This window comes from Seohaeicola saemankumensis, from assembly GCF_042678485.1.
Classification (GTDB): Bacteria; Pseudomonadota; Alphaproteobacteria; order Rhodobacterales; family Rhodobacteraceae; genus Seohaeicola; species Seohaeicola saemankumensis.
Genome location: NZ_JBHTKR010000001.1, coordinates 635047 through 651939, shown reverse-complemented (window position 1 = coordinate 651939; position 16893 = coordinate 635047). Strand labels below are relative to the sequence as shown.

General features: G+C 65.3%; 14 protein-coding genes. 6 read left to right on the top strand and 8 right to left on the bottom strand.

What is annotated here, in order from left to right:
• Positions 1–121: 121 nt before the first annotated feature.
• The 8 genes from ACFQ3C_RS03080 to ACFQ3C_RS03045 form a co-directional block, all read right to left on the bottom strand.
• Positions 122–688 carry a hypothetical protein gene (locus ACFQ3C_RS03080; RefSeq protein ID WP_380788958.1) on the bottom strand — a complete coding sequence of 189 codons (567 nt, stop codon included), beginning with the start codon at positions 686–688 and terminating at the stop codon, positions 122–124.
• Between the two features lie 173 nt (positions 689–861).
• The gene (locus ACFQ3C_RS03075; protein WP_380788957.1) at positions 862–1653 is read right to left on the bottom strand and encodes an FAD binding domain-containing protein; all 792 of its coding nucleotides are present in this window, start codon (positions 1651–1653) and stop codon (positions 862–864) included.
• A gap of 12 nt (positions 1654–1665) precedes the next feature.
• Positions 1666–4029, bottom strand: coding sequence for a xanthine dehydrogenase family protein molybdopterin-binding subunit (locus ACFQ3C_RS03070; RefSeq protein ID WP_380788956.1), 2364 nt, complete (start codon positions 4027–4029; stop codon positions 1666–1668).
• A gap of 103 nt (positions 4030–4132) precedes the next feature.
• Positions 4133–4618: a (2Fe-2S)-binding protein gene (locus ACFQ3C_RS03065; RefSeq protein WP_380788955.1), complete on the bottom strand. Its 486-nt coding sequence runs from the start codon at positions 4616–4618 to the stop codon at positions 4133–4135.
• Positions 4619–4755: 137 nt separating this feature from the next.
• The gene (locus ACFQ3C_RS03060; protein WP_380788954.1) at positions 4756–5811 is read right to left on the bottom strand and encodes a molybdopterin-binding protein; all 1056 of its coding nucleotides are present in this window, start codon (positions 5809–5811) and stop codon (positions 4756–4758) included.
• Positions 5808–6776: an XdhC family protein gene (locus ACFQ3C_RS03055; protein WP_380788953.1), complete on the bottom strand. Its 969-nt coding sequence runs from the start codon at positions 6774–6776 to the stop codon at positions 5808–5810. Before ACFQ3C_RS03055 ends, ACFQ3C_RS03060 begins: the two co-directional genes overlap by 4 nt.
• 46 nt (positions 6777–6822) lie before the next feature.
• On the bottom strand, positions 6823–8082 hold the full coding sequence (locus ACFQ3C_RS03050) for a vWA domain-containing protein (protein WP_380788952.1): 1260 nt from the start codon (positions 8080–8082) through the stop codon (positions 6823–6825).
• Between the two features lie 83 nt (positions 8083–8165).
• The gene (locus ACFQ3C_RS03045) at positions 8166–9074 is read right to left on the bottom strand and encodes an AAA family ATPase (protein WP_380788951.1); all 909 of its coding nucleotides are present in this window, start codon (positions 9072–9074) and stop codon (positions 8166–8168) included.
• A 273-nt stretch (positions 9075–9347) separates the two neighbouring features.
• Here ACFQ3C_RS03045 and ACFQ3C_RS03040 point away from each other — a divergent pair, with 273 nt between their 5' ends.
• The 6 genes from ACFQ3C_RS03040 to pyrC all read left to right on the top strand — a co-directional run bounded on the left by ACFQ3C_RS03040 (position 9348) and on the right by pyrC (position 16882).
• Positions 9348–10388, top strand: a complete 1041-nt coding sequence (locus ACFQ3C_RS03040) for a glycosyltransferase family 2 protein (protein WP_380789115.1) — start codon at positions 9348–9350, stop codon at positions 10386–10388.
• On the top strand, positions 10385–11044 hold the full coding sequence (locus ACFQ3C_RS03035; RefSeq protein ID WP_380788950.1) for a sulfotransferase: 660 nt from the start codon (positions 10385–10387) through the stop codon (positions 11042–11044). The genes ACFQ3C_RS03040 and ACFQ3C_RS03035 overlap by 4 nt, the downstream gene beginning before the upstream one ends.
• A complete protein-coding gene (locus ACFQ3C_RS03030; protein WP_380788949.1) occupies positions 11041–13551 on the top strand; it encodes a glycosyltransferase family 2 protein in 2511 nt (836 codons plus the stop codon). The genes ACFQ3C_RS03035 and ACFQ3C_RS03030 overlap by 4 nt, the downstream gene beginning before the upstream one ends.
• Positions 13551–14615, top strand: coding sequence for a glycosyltransferase family 2 protein (locus tag ACFQ3C_RS03025; RefSeq protein ID WP_380788948.1), 1065 nt, complete (start codon positions 13551–13553; stop codon positions 14613–14615). The genes ACFQ3C_RS03030 and ACFQ3C_RS03025 overlap by 1 nt, the downstream gene beginning before the upstream one ends.
• Before the next feature lie 146 nt (positions 14616–14761).
• On the top strand, positions 14762–15754 hold the full coding sequence (locus ACFQ3C_RS03020) for a phosphoadenosine phosphosulfate reductase (RefSeq protein WP_380788947.1): 993 nt from the start codon (positions 14762–14764) through the stop codon (positions 15752–15754).
• An 84-nt stretch (positions 15755–15838) separates the two neighbouring features.
• On the top strand, positions 15839–16882 hold the full coding sequence (gene pyrC, locus ACFQ3C_RS03015; RefSeq protein ID WP_380788946.1) for a dihydroorotase: 1044 nt from the start codon (positions 15839–15841) through the stop codon (positions 16880–16882).
• The last annotated feature ends 11 nt before the right edge of the window (positions 16883–16893 follow it).

The following is a 16893-nucleotide window of genomic DNA, read 5'->3' as shown; positions in this document are numbered from 1 at the left end:
ATTGAGGGTTTGGCAAGGGCTTGAGGTCATGTCGGAAGGGGGCCCCACAATCGAAGCCTTGCGCACCGGTCCGACGTGAGACGTCAAAATGAGCCAAAGACGCTCTGCGTTCCGGTGATGTTCAGCAATTCAATGGCCGCGTGAGCATCGTCGTGGTCCGTGTCGCGCGTTTGAACGTCATTCTCGGAAGTGGGAAGGCCTTGCCATCAACGACCACGGCCCTGCGACCTGCGTCGAGTGTCACTGTTGCAGGTAAATCCCTGCCGATGTCGATTTCCAGACTCAGCGAGCTCCCCCACATGAAATCCGTATACCGGTTTTCGGAACTGTTGCGGGACTGGCGTGACTTGCCATCGAGCCTGATCCGAATGTCCGAAGCGTCAAAGTAGATCGACTTGCGGCTTCTTGTGGACCAGCCCGTGAATACCACCTCCAGCACACCGTCTTTTGGCAAGACGCTGACCCTGACCTCTTCCGGCTTGGTACGCCACGCGGGCACGGGAAGACCAGGGTCATCCAGATTGAATCGGTAATAGGACCAGGCGACACCCGTGCAGCCGCCACCCGAGCCTTTCTCGGCACCTGGGCCCTGGGCTTCGTAGACGACGGTGGTGGTTTGCGACGGAAGAGGAACGCATCCGGTTGCCAGAAGTGCGGCGACAAGGACCATCAGGATTTTCTTTTTCATCTCCCCCCATCGGTTTGATCCGGGCAAGCCCCTGATGCTTACAGGCCGTAGGGTGCGTGCTTGCACGCACCGCTTGTTGACGCGGAAGGGCTAGTGGTGCGTGCGAGCACGCACCCTACGAAAACGCCCCCGCGGTGTCCCGCGGGGGCGTTTCCTAATACATCAAACCCAAATCACGCCGCGGCGGCAACGGCCCGCTTGGTCATGACGGCGACCAGATGGGCGCGGTATTCTTTCGACCCGTGCAAATCTCCGATCATGCCATCGGCGGGGACGGTCAAACCGTTCAGCGCGTCGGCGGTGAAGGATTTGGACAGCGCCTCCTCGGCCTCAGCCCAGCGGAAGACGCCTTCCTCGGATGCGCCCGTGACGGCCACGCGCACACCGTCGGCGTATTTGGCCACGAACACGCCCACCAGCGCGAAGCGCGAGGCGGGTTGTTCGAACTTCTGGTAGCTGGCCTTTTCCGGCACCGGAAAGCGCACTTCGGTGATGATCTCGCCGTCATGCAGGGCGGTGGTGAACATCCCCTGGAAGTAGTCATCGGCCGCGATGTGGCGGGTGTTGGTGACGATCACCGCGCCCGACCCCAGCGCCGCAGAGGGGTAGCAGGCCGAGGGATCGTTATTGGCCAGGCTGCCGCCGATGGTGCCACGGTTACGCACCGCCGGGTCACCGATATGGCTGGCAAGCCCCGCAAGCGCCGGGTATTTCGCCGCCGCCTCTCGCGCGACCACGGCATGGGGGGTGGCCCCCCCGATGCACAGATGGCCCTCATCCGAGGTGCAGACGCCCTGCATCTCGGGGATGCCGGTCAGGCTGACCAGCGTTTCGGGGCTGGCCAGACGCTGCTTCATGGTGGGCAGAAGGGTCTGCCCCCCGCCCAGCGCCTGCGCGCCTTCATGGCCCAAAGCCGCCACGGCATCCGCGATCGTCTTGGGGCGGACAAACTCGAAGTTATACATGATGGCTTCTCCTCAGGCGTTCATTGCGGCCCACACCCGGTTGGGCGAGAGCGGCATATCGATATGGGTCACGGTTTTGCCGGCCGATTGCAGCGCGTCGATCACGGCATTCACGACAGCGGGTGGCGATCCGATGGCCCCGGCCTCGCCGCAGCCCTTCACGCCCAGCGGGTTGTGGGTGCAGGGCGTGACGCAGGAATGATCCACCGTGTAGAACGGCACATCCGAGGCGCGCGGCATCGCGTAATCCATGTAGGACCCGGTCAGAAGCTGGCCGTTCTCGTCATAGACGCAGCCTTCCAGCAGCGCCTGGCCGATACCCTGCCCGATCCCGCCATGCACCTGCCCCGACACGATCATCGGGTTGATGATATTGCCGAAATCATCCGCAGCGCTGAACCGTTCGATGGTGACGCGCCCGGTGTCCGGATCGACCTCGACCTCGCAGCAATAGGCGCCCGAGGGGTAGGTGAAGTTCGACGGATCGTAGAAGGCGGTTTCCTCGAGCCCCGGTTCGATATCTTCCAGCGGGTAGTTGTGCGGCACATAGGCCGCCAGGGTCACATCGCCCCAGGCCACGGATTTGTCGGTGCCCGCGACGTGGAACTTGCCGTCCTTCACCTCGATATCCGCGTCCGAGGCCTCCATCAGGTGGGCCGCGATCTTCTTGGCCTTGTTGATGATCTTCTCGGTCGCGCGGACCATCGCGCTGCCGCCCACGGCCAGCGAGCGCGAGCCATAGGTGCCCATGCCCATCGGACCCTTGGCGGTGTCGCCATGCACGATTTCGATCATCGACTCGTCGATGCCCAGCATTTCCGCGATCACCTGCGGGAAGGCGGTTTCATGCCCCTGCCCGTGGCTGTGGCTGCCGGTCATCACGCTGATCGAGCCGGTGGCGTTCACCCGCACGGTCGCGCTTTCGTAAAGCCCGGCGCGCGCGCCAAGCTGGCCCACAAGGTTCGACGGCGCGATGCCGCAGGCCTCGATATAGCAGTTCACGCCAAGGCCGCGCAGCTTGCCCTTGGCCTCGGACGCCTTGCGGCGCGCCTCGAAGCCGGACAGGTCCGCGATCTCTTCCAGCTTGTCCATCGTGGCGACATAGTTGCCGGTGTCATATTCCACCGCCACCGGGGTGGCATAGGGGAATTGCGTGATGAAGTTCTGACGGCGCAGCTTGATCGGGTCCACACCCAGTTCCCGCGCGGCCTTGTCGATCACGCGCTCCAGCTGATAGGTCGCCTCGGGACGGCCCGCGCCGCGATAGGCGTCAACCGGCACGGTGTTGGTGAACACCGCCTTGACGTTCACATAGATCAGCGGCGTGCGGTAGTTGCCCGCCATCAGCGTGCCATGCAGCCATGTCGGCACTGACGGCGCGAAGGTGGACAGATACGCGCCCATGTTCGCATAGGTTTCAGTCCGCAGCGCGACAAAATTGTTGTCCTTGTCCAGCGCCAGTTCGATCTTGGTCACATGGTCACGGCCATGCGCGTCAGACATGAACGCCTCGGACCGGGTCGAGGTCCATTTCACCGGGCGCTTCAACTGCCGCGCGGCGAAGGTGCAGAAGGCCTCTTCGGCATAGTGGAAGATCTTGGTGCCGAAACCGCCGCCCACATCAGGGGCCACGACACGAAGCTTGTGCTCGGGGATACCCAGCACGAAGGCGCCCATCAGCAGGCGGATCACATGCGGGTTCTGGCTGGTGCTATAAAGCGTCGATTCATCGGTCGAGCGGTTATAGTCGCCTACGGCCACGCGCGGCTCCATCGGGTTGGCCACAAGACGGTTGTTGACCAGTTCCAGCGTGGTCACATGCGCGGCTGTCTGGAACGCCGCGTCGGTGGCGGCCTTGTTTTCCTCGACGAAACCCCAGTCATAGCAGAGGTTCGAGGTCAGATCGTCATGCACCTTCGGCGCGCCCTCCTTGAGCGCGGCCTTCATGTCGATGACGGCGGGCAGTTCCTCGATATCCAGCACGATGGCTTCGGCGGCGTCGCGCGCCTGCTCGTAGCTTTCGGCGACGACGGCGGCGATGGGATCGCCTACATGGCGCACCTTGCCCTGGGCCAGAACCGGGTGGCCCGGTTCCTGCATCGGCTGGCCGTGCTTGTCGGTGACCTGCCAGCCGCAGGGCAGACCGCCCACCCCGGCGAAATCGTCGCCCGTGAAGATCCGCACCACGCCGGGCATGCCTGCCGCATCCGAGGTATCGACCTTGTTCAGCCGCCCATGCGCCACATCCGAGCGCAGGAAATGCACGTAAAGCTGTCCGTAAAGATTGATGTCATCCGTGTAATTGCCGGTTCCGGTCAGAAACCGCAGATCCTCGCGCCGCTTGGGGCTGGCGCCAATTCCATGATCCTTGGGCATGGTGTTCCTCTCCCTGAGTGAAAGACGGCCCCCTCCTCGGGGCGGTGCCTTCCGTTATCCTAGGTTATGCGAAGACAGCGCCGCGGTGGCGCATCCCTCGATCTTACTCGGCTGCGATCTTGCTCACGTCCTGGCCGGCTGCGGCCATGATTGCCTTGACGATGTTGTGATAGCCGGTGCAGCGGCAGATATTACCCTCCAGGTAGGCGCGGATTTCGGCCTCGGTCGGGTTGGGGTTCTCGGCCAGAAGGGCTGATGCGGACATCACCATGCCGGGCGTGCAGAACCCGCACTGCAGGCCATGATGGTCCTGAAATGCCTGCTGCACGGTGTTCAGCGATCCATCGGCATTGGCCATGCCTTCGATCGTGCGGATCTCGGCGCCTTCGGCCTCGGCCGCAAGCATGGTGCAGGCTTTGACCGCCTGACCGTTCACATGCACCACGCAAGCCCCGCATTGCGAAGTGTCGCAGCCCACATGCGTGCCCGTCAGGTGCAGGTTTTCGCGCAAGAATTGTACCAGTAGTGTACGGCCTTCCACGTCTCCCGACGCGGCCTTGCCATTCACGGTCATAGAGACCTGTGCCATGACGCTCCTCCCAGAGTCTGTTTTTATGTCGTTCACATCGCCAGTCTAAGCATGGCCCCGGCCATATGAGAAGCACGAATTTTACCGCCACTCGCAGGGATGTGACTTGCTATCGCTTTCGCGGTTGGAGCTGCGCGTCAGTCTTGATCACCGGCAGGTGTGGCGGCCTTGCGCCCTGCGCGCGGCATCGGCCTTGACGGGATTTCCTTGAGCAATCCGCCGATCCCCATGCCCGCGATGTCCTGCGCCGACACCGTCAGACCGCAGGCCAGACGCGACAGGACCCAGTCCGCACCATTCAGCGCAGGCGAGCGCGCGCAGCCCGGCAGACCCAGGACCGGGCGTCCGTCGCAATGCCCCAGAAACAGAAGGTTGCCGGGATCGACCGGCATGCCGAACCTGTCCACCTGCCCGCCCGCAAGCCGCAGCGCCGAGGGGCCCACATCGTCGATATCGGACGTGGCCGATCCGGTCAGGATCAGAACCATGTCACTATCTGCTGCTGCAATGGCCTGCGCCAGTTCTTGCATTCGGTGCGGCACGGCCACGACCGCGTCCAGCGCCATGCCCAGCGCCGTCAGCCGCGCCATGATGGCGGTGCGGCCCTTGTCGGGGCCTGTCGCCTCGGTGCTGTCCAACCCGCCGCCGATCTCTGTCACGATCAGCGTGGCGCCGCGCAGAACGGGTCGCGCCAGCCGGATCGTGCCCGCGCCCGCGCCCCGCGCCAGCGCGCAGGCCTGATCCAGATCCGCCCCCGCGACCCCGTAGGAAATGATCTTGACCGTCGCGACCATGCCGCCCCTGGCCATCTGCTGAAACGGCGGCACGGTCGCCAGGGTGATCATCGGGGCCACAGCGTTCAGCGCGGTCAGGGCCGGCACATCCAGCACCGCGACACCCGGCCCCTCGGCGATCAGGTTCACCCGGCCGGTAAAAGGCGCGGTCAGGCGCAGCCCCGCGGCCCCGGGATTGGGCACCAGCGCGGCGGCAAGGGCGGCAGCGGCGGCATCCTCATGCACATCGCCCGCCTCAAGCCGCGCCACGATCACGCGCGCATGCCCCGCCGCCGCCAGCGCCGCCACATGCCCCGCCTCCAGCATCACGCCCTTTCGCAGCCGCTTGCCGCCCAGATCGACGGAATGCGCGAGGATCGCGCCCGTGGCATCGGCCAGGGGGACGGGTCCGAATTTCATCCTTTCCTCAGCACTTGCGTGCATTCCGCCAGGATCGACAGCGCGATCTCGGCCGGTCCGGCAGCACCTATGTCCAGCCCCACGGGACCATGGATGCGCGCGATCCGGTCCGGCGCGATCCCCTTGGCCGCAAGGCGTTCCACCCGTGACGCATGGGTGCGTTTCGATCCCAGCGCCCCGATATAGAACACGTCCGAGGCCATGGCCGCCTCGATCGCGGGATCATCAAGCTTGGGATCATGGGTCAGCAGCACCAGCGCGGTGCGCGCGTCCAGACCCAGCGTGGCGATGGCATCATCGGGCCAATCGTTCAGGATCGTCTCGCCGGGAAAGCGGGCCTGGCTGCCGAAGGCATCGCGCGGGTCCACGATCACCGGGTCATAACCCAGGATCCGCGCCATCGGCACCAGCGCCTGCGCGATATGGACCGCGCCCACCACGATCATCCGCAGCGGCGGGTTGTGGATCGCGACGAAAACGCGCCCTTCGTCCTCAAAGCCCGAACGATCCATGCGGAACCGCTCGGGATAGCCATCCGTGGTCAGGCGCCGCGCGCCGCTGTCCAGATCGGCGACATAGGCCACCGCGCGGCGCGCGGTGCGTGCCGCCACCAGGGCCGCCAGCAGATCCTCGGTCAGTTCGGCGCCGACAGGTTCCACCAGCACGCGGATCGTGCCGCCACAGGCCAGGCCCACGGCAAAGGCGTCGCCGTCGCTCACGCCATATTCCAGCATCCGCGCGCGGCCCTCCTCCAGCGCCTCCAGCGCCTCGGTCACCACCGCGCCCTCGACACAGCCGCCCGAGACGGACCCCTCGATCTCGCCCTTGCCGGAAATCACAAGCTGACTGCCGACGCGGCGCGGGGCCGATCCCCAGGTCTCGACCACCGTGGCGATCGCGGCGCCGCGCCCGTCGCGGTGCCAGTCCAGCGCGATCTCGGGGATCCGGTCATATCTTTCGGTCATGTCTTTGCCCTCCCTTGGCGCGCGTGACGCGCGCGGGCCACGTCGGTCATCCCGACCGCAGCGCCGCCATCAGCCGTGTCTTCTCGCCCGTATCATCCTGCTTTGATATCGCGGCGGCAAGCGCTTCCAGGCTGTCGATGGAATGCCCGGCGCGGAAGCTGTCCACATGCGGCAGCATGGCGGCGATCCCGCGCGCCTTGGGCGCAAACCCGTCCCAGCGCAAGAGCGGATTCAGCCAGATCAGGCGGCGGGACGACAGGTGCAGGCGGTCCATCTCGCGGCCCAGGTCGGCGGCACTGTCGCGGTCCAGCCCGTCGGTGATCAGCAACACGACCGCCCCCTGCCCCATGACGCGCCGCGACCAGTCGCGGTTGAAAGCATGCAGGCAAGTGCCGATCCGCGTGCCGCCCTCCCAATCCTGCGCCTCGGCCCCGGCGGCTTTCAGTGCCTGATCCACGTCGCGCGTGGCCAGGTGGCGGGTGATATTGGTCAGGCGCGTACCAAAGGTGAAGGCATGCACCTTCGCCCAGCCCGCCCCCTTTTCATTCGCCACGGCATGGAGGAAATGCAAAACCATCCGGCTGTATTGGCTCATCGAGCCGGAAATATCGCAAAGCACCACCAGATTGGGCCAGCGCGGGCGCGGTGTATTCAGCGCCAGGCCCTGCAGTTCGCCGCCCCGCCGCATCGACGCGCGCATCGTGCGCCGCCAGTCGATACGGTGGCCGGTCAGACTGGGCTGGCCACGCCGCGAGGGGATCGGCTTCACCGGCAGGCTCATCCGCGCCAGCATCCGCTTGGCGGCCGCGATCTCGGCCGTGCTCATCTGTTCGAAATCCAGTGTCTTCAGCCGCTCCTCGGTCGAGATGGTCATCGAGGCATCGACCTCGATCATCGTCTCTTCCTCGCGCGGGCTGTCCTGCTCGACAGGCCGGTTCGCGCCGTCCAGCAACGCCTCGGCGGCGCGCTTTTCGGCGGCCTGGGCCGTGCGCTCCTCCTGCACGCCGCGAATGGCGGGCAGCATCATCGACATCATATGCTCAAGATAGCGCGGATCGCGCCAGTAGAGGCGGAAGATCTGCGCGAAAACCGCCCGGTGTTCGGGCCGGTTCACGAAACAGGCATGCAGCACCCAGAAGAAATCGCGCTTGTCGGTGAACCCCGCCGCCTGCACGGCGCGGATCGCGTCGATCACGCGGCCTGTGCCGATGGGCAGGCCCGCCTTGCGCAGGGCGCGGGCGAAATGGGTGATGTTCTCGGCCAGTCGCGGATTGTCCGGCAGGTCCAGGGGGATGTATTCGGCCACGCCCTACCCCCGCTTCTTCTTGCGGCAAATATCCTCGGGGGGGTGCGGGGGGTGGAAAGCCCCCCGCTGCAACGCGGACCGCATCACGCAGGCTCCAGCGATGCGCGCGCCTCGTCCAGCAGGCGTTTGGCCTCGCTGCCCTGCAATCTGGCGATATCGTCCTGATATTTCAGGATCGCGCCCAGCGTGTCGGCGATCACCTCGGGGCTCAGGCTGATCACATCAAGCGCCAGCAAGCATTTCGCCCAGTCGATGGTTTCCGCGACACCCGGTTTCTTGAACAGATCCTCGGTCCGCAGGCGTTGGACGAAGGCCACCACCTCGCGGCTGAGCGCCTCGGACGCTTCCGGCGCGCGGGCCTGCAGGATCTCGATCTCGCGCGCGAAGGTCGGATAATCCACCCAGTGATAGAGACAGCGACGTTTGAGCGCGTCATGCACCTCGCGGGTGCGGTTCGAGGTCAGGATGACGATGGGCGGCTCGGGCGCGCGGATCGTGCCCAGTTCGGGGATCGTCACCTGGAAATCCGACAGCGCCTCCAGCAGGAAAGCCTCGAACGGCTCATCGGTGCGGTCAAGCTCGTCGATCAGCAGCACCGGCGCGCCGCCCGGCTGCGGTCGCATCGCCTGCAACAGCGGACGCTCGATCAGATAGTCTTCGGTGAACAGCTCGGAGGTCAGCGCGTCACGGTCGGCCCCGCCCGCAGCCTCTGCCGTGCGAATGGCGATCATCTGCGCGGCGAAGTTCCATTCATAGACGGCCGATGCCGCATCCAGCCCCTCATAGCATTGCAGCCGGATCAGACGGCGGCCCAGTGCTGCGGCGATGGCCTTGGCGATCTCGGTCTTGCCGGTGCCGGCCTCGCCTTCCAGAAACAGCGGACGTCCCAGTTTCAGCGACAGGAACGTGACCGTGGCCAGCGCCCGGCCGCAGACATAATCCTGTCCGGCCAGCAGGCTTTGCACCTCGTCGATGGATTGCGGCAGCGGCATGAATGATCCTCCCTTTCGCGAGAACCCTGCAACTGACCCTGCCCGCCGTCAAGGCAAGACGGCGCGCCCCCGATGCCCGAAGATTGCGGAAAATTCATCGAAAGATTGACGGATTCGGCATGACCTGCGATGGTTTTGCACAAGAACAACCTGCCACAATGGCGGGATATCGGATGGTGGAAAAGCTGTCCGGGGCAGACGACGGGCAATGGTGTCATGAGTGAACGGGACAAGGCCCAGCAGGCGGGCCTTCGCAGCGAACAGGACGCGGGCATGCGGATCACCGCGGTGACCTGCGTGAAGAACGAAGGGCCCTTCCTGCTGGAATGGATCGCCTTCAACCGCGTGATCGGCGTGACCGATTTCCTGTTTTATTCCAACGACTGCAGCGATGGCACCGACCGTTTGCTGGATGCGCTGGCCGCGCGCGGCGTGTTGCGCCACCTGCCCAACCCCGCAGAGGGGCGCAATTACCAGATGGAGGCGCTGAAACACGCCACCACGCAGGACATCGTAACCCGGGCCGACTGGGTCTGGATCGCGGATGTGGACGAATTCCTGAACATCCACGTGGGCAATCACACCATCCCCGCGTTGATCGACGCCTGCGGCGACCCGCAGGCGATCAGCGTGACCTTCCAGTTCTTCGCCAATGCCGGTGTCGAGGCTTTCGACGATCGCCCCGTGATCGCGCAATTTACGCGCAGCCATAACCCCGACATCTGGTGCGGTGAAACCGCGATCGAGGTCAAGTCCCTGATCCGGCGTGACTTTCCGCTTCAATATTACGGCGCACACCGGCCCTTTTTCAAATCCAAGCTGCCGCCGCGCAAACATCCGCGCTGGACTGACGCCGCCGGGCGGGAGGTGCCGCACAAGTTCCTTGTCGCCGCCAATCCGCGCCGCATCCGCAAGTTTCCGGCCGCCGGTGCGCGCCTGCACGCCACGCTGAACCACTACGCGCTTCGCAGCCTGGACAGCTACCTGGTCAAGAACGACCGGGGCGATGTGAACCGCGAGAACCGCGCCTTCGATGACACCTACTGGCGCGAGCGTAACGATCCCGCCATAGAGGACACCAGCATCCATCGCTATCTGCCGGCGCTTGAGGCCGAATTGGCCCGGCTGCGCGCCGATCCCCAGATCGACGCCCTGCACCTGGAATGCGTGTCCCTGCACCGCGCGCGCCGTGACGCGCTGTTGCAGCAACCCGCCTACCAGCAGATGCAGGCGCAATTGCGCGCAGCCTCCACCCTGCCCCCGCAGGAAGAGGCGCTGCTGCGCGAACTGAACCTGTGGGAGGGTGCCGCATGACCGATCAACATTACCGCCTGCGGGTCATTAACCTTGGTCTGCCGAAGACGGGCACGACGTCCCTGGCCCATGCGCTGAAGCTGACGGGTCTGAAAGTAGCGGATTTCCGCATTCGCCGCCGACAGACCACCGACACCCGGCTGCATGGCGCCTATGTGGCCCGCAGCTTTTATGATGGGTATTTCAATACCGGCGATCCCCTGGCCGGGCTTGAGGCTTTCGACGCCTTCACCGAGATCAGCAGCCTGCGCGATGGTCAGTCGCTTTGGCCGCAGATGGATTATGGCCTGATCCGGGCCCTGCGCGCGCATCACCCCGGCCTGCGCTTTCTGGCCAGCTGGCGCGAGCCGCGCGCCCTGTCCGACAGCATGCTGCGCTGGTCCGACCTGGGCACCGAACGCCTGCCTGCCAGCGATATCCCCGGCCTGCCGCGCGGTTTCGGCGCCACCACGGCCGAACGTATCCGCTGGATCGAAGGCCATTACGCCCATCTTGACGCGCTGTTTCGCGACGATCCGAGCTTCCTGCGCTATGACGTGGCCGATCCCGAGGCGCCGGCGCGGATCACGGCCCATATCGGTCGGAAACTGACATGGTGGGGCCGCGCCAATCGCAACCCCAAGGCGGCCCAAAGCGCGCAAGGATGTGCAGCATGACCCGGATTCACCTGCATATCGGGCTTGATGCCCCGGCCACCGCGCGCCTACAGGCGGTCTTGGCCGACAAGCGCGAACAATTGCTGTCCAAGGGCATCCTGTTTCCGCGCGCGGCGGGGGCGCGCAACCACACGCGGCTGTTCATGGCCGTGACCGACCCCGATCATGTGGATGCACTGCGCTTCAATCGCGGCCATGCCGATCCGGTCAGGCAGGCCGCCCTGCGCGCCGAACTGGCCACGACCCTGGCCCGCGACATCGCCACGCATCAGCCGCGCGCGGTGATCCTGTCGGCCAGCCACCTGGGCCAGTCCCTGGCCCGCCGGTCCGAGCTTGAGCGGCTGCGCGACCTGCTGGCGCCGCTGGGTGACGATATCCGCCTGCATGCCCATGTCGACACCCCTGCCCGCATGCTGGCGCATCACTACGCCGCGCAGGTCATGGAGGGGCGCACCCGCCCGCTGACGCTGGAACAAGGGCTGACCACGGGCCCATGGTGGGACGCGGCCCTGGCCGAAGCCCCCGCCATTGATCCGGCCATTGACCCCGCGAAGGGCAATTTCTTCGAGACGGAAACGCCGCCGTTCTGGCTGGATCTGCCCCGTCTTGTGCAGCACTGGGAGGGTGTCTTTGGTGCGGGCAGTCTGACCCTGCGGCGCAGCGATACGCCCGACATCTACGGCGAGGACGCGACCGAAGAGATCCGCGCCACCTTCGATATCCCCGAAACACTGGGCCGCGCGGCGCCCGCCACCCCGGCCGGGCAACCTTCGGCGGCCTGGATCACCCGCGCCCGCCAGTTGAACCAGATGTTGCAACGCCTGCAGGAGGTGACCGGCCAGATCGTGCCGCGCCCGCTGTGGCAAAAGTTGATTCAGGAAATCAGCATCGACGGCGATCCCATTGATCACGCGTCACTTTCCGCAATCGTCAAACCGCTTGACGTTGATCTGCACAAGCTAATGGGCAGCCAACCCGGCCTTGCGGGGCTGCTGCCCGAGCAGCCTGCGCCCCGCAAAAGCAGGGCCCGGACGGTCAAGCCCCTGCCCGAGGCCGATCCCGGCCAGGGCTTCCGCGCCAGCCAGTACCTTCTGGCCTTCCGGGCCCGGATCGAACGGGCCCAGCGTGTCGCCGCCAGGGAAGCGCGGCAGGAGGCACGCGCCGCGCAGGCCCCGACGCCATCCACGGCCCCGGCGGCCCCGGTGACGCAGACAGCCCCGCATGTCGACCCCCAATCTGCGCCCCAAGCCGCGCCCCTGACCGGGCAACCTTCGGCCGCGCCGCGACCGGCGGCAGCGCGCGGCAGAACGCCCCCCACCCCGCTGAGCGACGTGGCCGCACGGATCATGCCGCCGCTGGCGGTGGAAAACTTTCACAAGCTGCACGCCTCGCCCTTTCGGCCGCATAACCGGCTTGGCATGGTCAACGAGGAAGATCTGGCCGCCGCCTACACGCCCCTGTCCCCGCGCAGCCTGCCAGCCGGATCGACCGGGCGCGTGATCGTGGGATGCATGAAGAACGAGGCGCCCTATATCGCGGAATGGATCGCCTATCACCGCGCCATCGGGGTCGATAACTTCCTGATCTATACCAATGATTGCACCGACGGCACCAGCGAGATCCTGGACCGGATGCAGCAGATGGGCCTGCTCCAGCATCGCAACAACGATGGCTGGAAGGGCAATTCGCCTCAGCAATCGGCCCTGAACAAGGCGCTCAAGGAACCGCTGATTCGCGACGCGGAATGGATCATCCATATCGACGTGGACGAATTCATCAATGTGCGCTGCGGCAATGGCACGCTGGACGATTTCTTTGAACGCGTGCCGGATGCCACCAATGTGGCGATGACCTGGCGGCTGTTCGGCCATGGCGGCGTGACCGACCTGTCGGACGGGTTCGTGATCGACCAGTTCGAATGGTGTGCTCCGCGTTTTTGTCCCAAGCCGCACACGGTCTGGGGCTTCAAGACCATGTTCCGCAACATGGGCGCCTATGCCAAGCTGAGTTGCCACCGGCCCAACAAGCTGCGCGATGACCTGCGCGACCAGGTGCGCTGGGTCAACGGATCGGGCCAGGACATGACGCGCGAGGCGGCGGAAAAGGGCTGGCGCAACTCGGTCAAGTCGATCGGCTATGACCTGTTGCAACTCAATCATTACGCGCTGCGATCCGCCGAAAGCTTTCTGATCAAGCGCCAGCGCGGCCGCGCGCTGCATGTGGATCGCTCGATCGGGTTGAACTACTGGATCCGCATGGACTGGTGCGATGTGCGCGACATCACGATCAAGCGCAACACGCCCCGGATGCAGGCGGAATACGACGCCATGATGCGCGATGATACGCTGCGCGCCTTGCAGGAACGGGGCCTGGACTGGCACCGCGCCAAGGCAGCCGAGTTGCACGAAATGCCCGAATTCAAGGAATTGTACGAGCAGGCGCTGGAGGTCAGGCTGACCGCGCAGGAGCGGGTGGCCTATGCGCTGGCCCTGGACATGGAAAGCTGATGCGCGCGCTGGCCATCCTGACCCAGCGCAACGAGGGGGCGTTCCTGCTGGAATGGCTGGCCCATCACCGCGCCGTCGGCTTCACCGATTTTCTGGTGTTGTCGAACGATTGCCAGGACGGATCGGACCGGATGCTGGACCGGCTGGCGGAACTGGGCGTGCTTGCACATGAACGCAACCTGCCCCCCTATGACAAGGCGGGCATCCAGTTCTCGGGCCTCAAGCGGGCGGCGGGTCATCCGCTGTTGCGGCAGGCGGACTGGATCCTGCCGCTGGATATCGACGAATTCGTCAACATCCATGTGGGCGACCGCAGCCTTGCGGCCCTTCTGGCCGCCCTGCCGGACGCGACCGCGATCACACTGACATGGCGGCTGTTCGGCAATGCCGGTGTTGTCGCCTACGCCGACCATCCGGTGACCGCGCAATTCACCCGTGCGGCCCCTGCGGTGATCCACTGGCCCTGGCGCGCGGCGATGTTCAAGACGCTCTATCGCAACGATGGCACCTACGGCAAACCCGGCATTCACCGCCCCCGCGCGCCCGATCCGGGCCGGGTGGACAGCGCGCGCTGGTTCGATGGCGAGGGGCGCGAACTGCCCACGCGCTTTCGGCGCACGGGTCTGTTTTCGCCCTTCGGCCGCCCGAACCACCGGCTTGTCCAGCTGAACCACTATCCGCTGGGCGCGATGCAAAGCTATGTGCTCAAATCCGACAGGGGCCGCGCGGTGCATGCCGCAGACCGCCTGGGCCTTGATTACTGGGTCGAGCGCAATTTCTGCAGCGATGAGGACCGGTCGATCCTGGCGCTGGCCGCGCAGATGCAGGCCGAACTTGACCGGCTGCTGGCCGATCCGGTGCTGGCCGGGCTGCACCGGGATGCGGTGGCGTGGCGGCATGCGCGATTCGACACGCTGATGCAGGACGAGGAGATGCGCGCCCTGATGGGCCGGCTGCAGATGACGCCCCCATCCCGCGCGCTGGACCGGGCGGAGGCTGCCCCTCTTCTGGCCCATGCCATGGCCGCGATGGCGGCCCGCGCAGATACCCGCGCCGACGACTGAGAACCACCACGCCCGGCAGGGGCGGTCTTATGCCCTGCAATGGCCTTGAACTGGTTCCAATTCTCCCCAATTTCGCCCAAAATGACCGCTATTCCAGATTGCAACGAAACCTGCCACACAAGGCAGGCAAATGAGGACGTGCAGTCATGCCCGATACCGAGATCTTGCCAAACCGGTCGCTGTCCGGTCTGAAAAAACGCGAATGGATCGCGCAGATCTCTGCGATTGCAGAGGATTTCGGCAGTTTCGACGACCTTGGCGGGCGGCATTTCGCAACCCGCATCGACGGTGACAGCACGCTGCTGGTCAGTTTCGAGACCATTCAGGGGATCCAGCTGCATTCCGATATCGGACAGCCTCTGGGCTGGGAGATGGTGCGCGACAAGGGCTGGTCGCATCTGTGCCTGATCAGCGATGGCGATACATGGTTCCGCGATCCGCAGGTCTATGCCCTGTTCGATCGCCTGACCGATGAAGGTTATTTCGAGGAATATGACCGCGTGGTGTTCTACGGCGCCGGTCCCTGCGGCTATGCGGCGGCGGCCTTTTCCGTGGCCTCGCCCGGTGCCATCGTGCTGGCCGTGCAACCGCAAGCCACGCTTGACCCGCGCGTGACCGAATGGGACAGCCGCTTCACCCATATGCGCCGCACCAACTTTACCGACCGCTACGGGTATGCACCCGACATGATGGATGCCGCCCATCAAGCCTATGTGATCTATGATCCGGCCGAGGATCTGGACGCGATGCACGCGGCCCTTTTCACCCGCCCCAATGTCATCAAACTACGTCTGCGCCACATGGGCGACGCGCTGCAAGGCGACCTGGTCGAGATGGAAATCCTGGCCCCTCTGCTGATGCTTGCCGCCGAAGGCCGGCTGAACGCTGTGTCCTTTGCGCGCCAGGCGCGCGCCCGGCGGGATCATCCGGCCTATCTGCGCAACCTTCTGGGCCATCTGGACGCAGGGCATCGCCCCTACCTTGCGATGCTGCTGTGCCGCAATGTGGTTGAACGGATGAACGCGCCGCGAATCCGCCGCCGCCTGGACGGGCTGGAAAAATCCGCCGCCGCCGGCGAATTCACCCCGCCCCCGCCCGCGCGCAACGGCAATGGGTCCGCCACGGCGCAAAAGGCTTGAAAAGCGCCTGAAAAGCACCCGACTGCGGCGCTTTTGCCGCCGGCACCTCTAGCCCTGTGCGCGCGCATTGTGTAAGCGACGGGCATGAGCACCTCGATCACGATCCGCCGCCCCGACGACTGGCACCTGCATCTGCGCGATGGCGCAATGCTGCGCGCGGTCCTGCCGGAAACGGCCCGCCATTTCGCGCGGGCGATCATCATGCCGAACCTGGTGCCCCCCGTGGTCACCGGCGCGCAGGCGGCCGCCTATCGCGACCGGATCATGACAGCCCTGCCGGCGGGCATGACATTTGATCCGCTGATGACGCTTTATCTGACCGAAGACACCGATCCCGATGACGTGGCAGCAAGCCATGCCAGCGGCCTGGTGCGCGCGGTCAAGCTTTACCCGGCAGGCGCCACGACCAATTCGGCCTCGGGCGTCAAGAATTTCGACCATGTCCGCGCCGTGCTGGACCGGATGGCCGAGATCGGTCTGCCGCTCTGCGTCCATGGCGAAGTCACAAGCCCCGAGGTCGATATCTTCGACCGCGAGGCGGTGTTCATCGACAAGGTCCTGGACCCGATCCGCCGCGCCACGCCCGGCCTGCGCGTGGTGATGGAACATATCACAACCTCGGACGGGGTGGATTACGTCAAATCGGCACCCGAAGACCTGAGCGCCACGATCACCACCCATCACCTGATCATCAACCGCAACCATATCCTGGTCGGCGGGATCAAGCCGCATTACTACTGCCTGCCCGTGGCCAAACGCGAAAGCCACCGCCTGGCGCTGCGCGCGGCTGCCACCTCGGGCGATGCGCGCTTTTTCCTCGGTACGGACTCGGCCCCGCATGTGGATGCGCTGAAGGAACATGCCTGCGGTTGCGCCGGATGCTTCACCGCGACCAACACGATGTCGATCCTCGCCCATGTCTTCGAGGATGAAGCCGCGCTGGACCGGCTGGAAGGTTTCACCTCGATCAACGGTCCGGCCTTTTACCGCCTGCCGCTGAACGAGGGCCATATCACATTGACCAAGGGCGCGGATCCCGTCGCCTACCCGGCCAAGATCGACGGCGGCGATGGCCCGGTCACGGTCTTCGATCCCGGCTTTCCGCTTTACTGGCGGGTTGCCCCGTAACCCATCCTTGC

Coding starts and splice junctions, on each gene's coding strand:
- ACFQ3C_RS03080 (WP_380788958.1), bottom strand. CDS start 688: ATGAAAAAGAAAATCCTGATGGTCCTTGTCGCCGCACTTCTGGCAACC.
- ACFQ3C_RS03075 (WP_380788957.1), bottom strand. CDS start 1,653: ATGTATAACTTCGAGTTTGTCCGCCCCAAGACGATCGCGGATGCCGTG.
- ACFQ3C_RS03070 (WP_380788956.1), bottom strand. CDS start 4,029: ATGCCCAAGGATCATGGAATTGGCGCCAGCCCCAAGCGGCGCGAGGAT.
- ACFQ3C_RS03065 (WP_380788955.1), bottom strand. CDS start 4,618: ATGGCACAGGTCTCTATGACCGTGAATGGCAAGGCCGCGTCGGGAGAC.
- ACFQ3C_RS03060 (WP_380788954.1), bottom strand. CDS start 5,811: ATGAAATTCGGACCCGTCCCCCTGGCCGATGCCACGGGCGCGATCCTC.
- ACFQ3C_RS03055 (WP_380788953.1), bottom strand. CDS start 6,776: ATGACCGAAAGATATGACCGGATCCCCGAGATCGCGCTGGACTGGCAC.
- ACFQ3C_RS03045 (WP_380788951.1), bottom strand. CDS start 9,074: ATGCCGCTGCCGCAATCCATCGACGAGGTGCAAAGCCTGCTGGCCGGA.
- ACFQ3C_RS03040 (WP_380789115.1), top strand. CDS start 9,348: ATGCGGATCACCGCGGTGACCTGCGTGAAGAACGAAGGGCCCTTCCTG.
- ACFQ3C_RS03035 (WP_380788950.1), top strand. CDS start 10,385: ATGACCGATCAACATTACCGCCTGCGGGTCATTAACCTTGGTCTGCCG.
- ACFQ3C_RS03030 (WP_380788949.1), top strand. CDS start 11,041: ATGACCCGGATTCACCTGCATATCGGGCTTGATGCCCCGGCCACCGCG.
- ACFQ3C_RS03025 (WP_380788948.1), top strand. CDS start 13,551: ATGCGCGCGCTGGCCATCCTGACCCAGCGCAACGAGGGGGCGTTCCTG.
- ACFQ3C_RS03020 (WP_380788947.1), top strand. CDS start 14,762: ATGCCCGATACCGAGATCTTGCCAAACCGGTCGCTGTCCGGTCTGAAA.
- pyrC (WP_380788946.1), top strand. CDS start 15,839: ATGAGCACCTCGATCACGATCCGCCGCCCCGACGACTGGCACCTGCAT.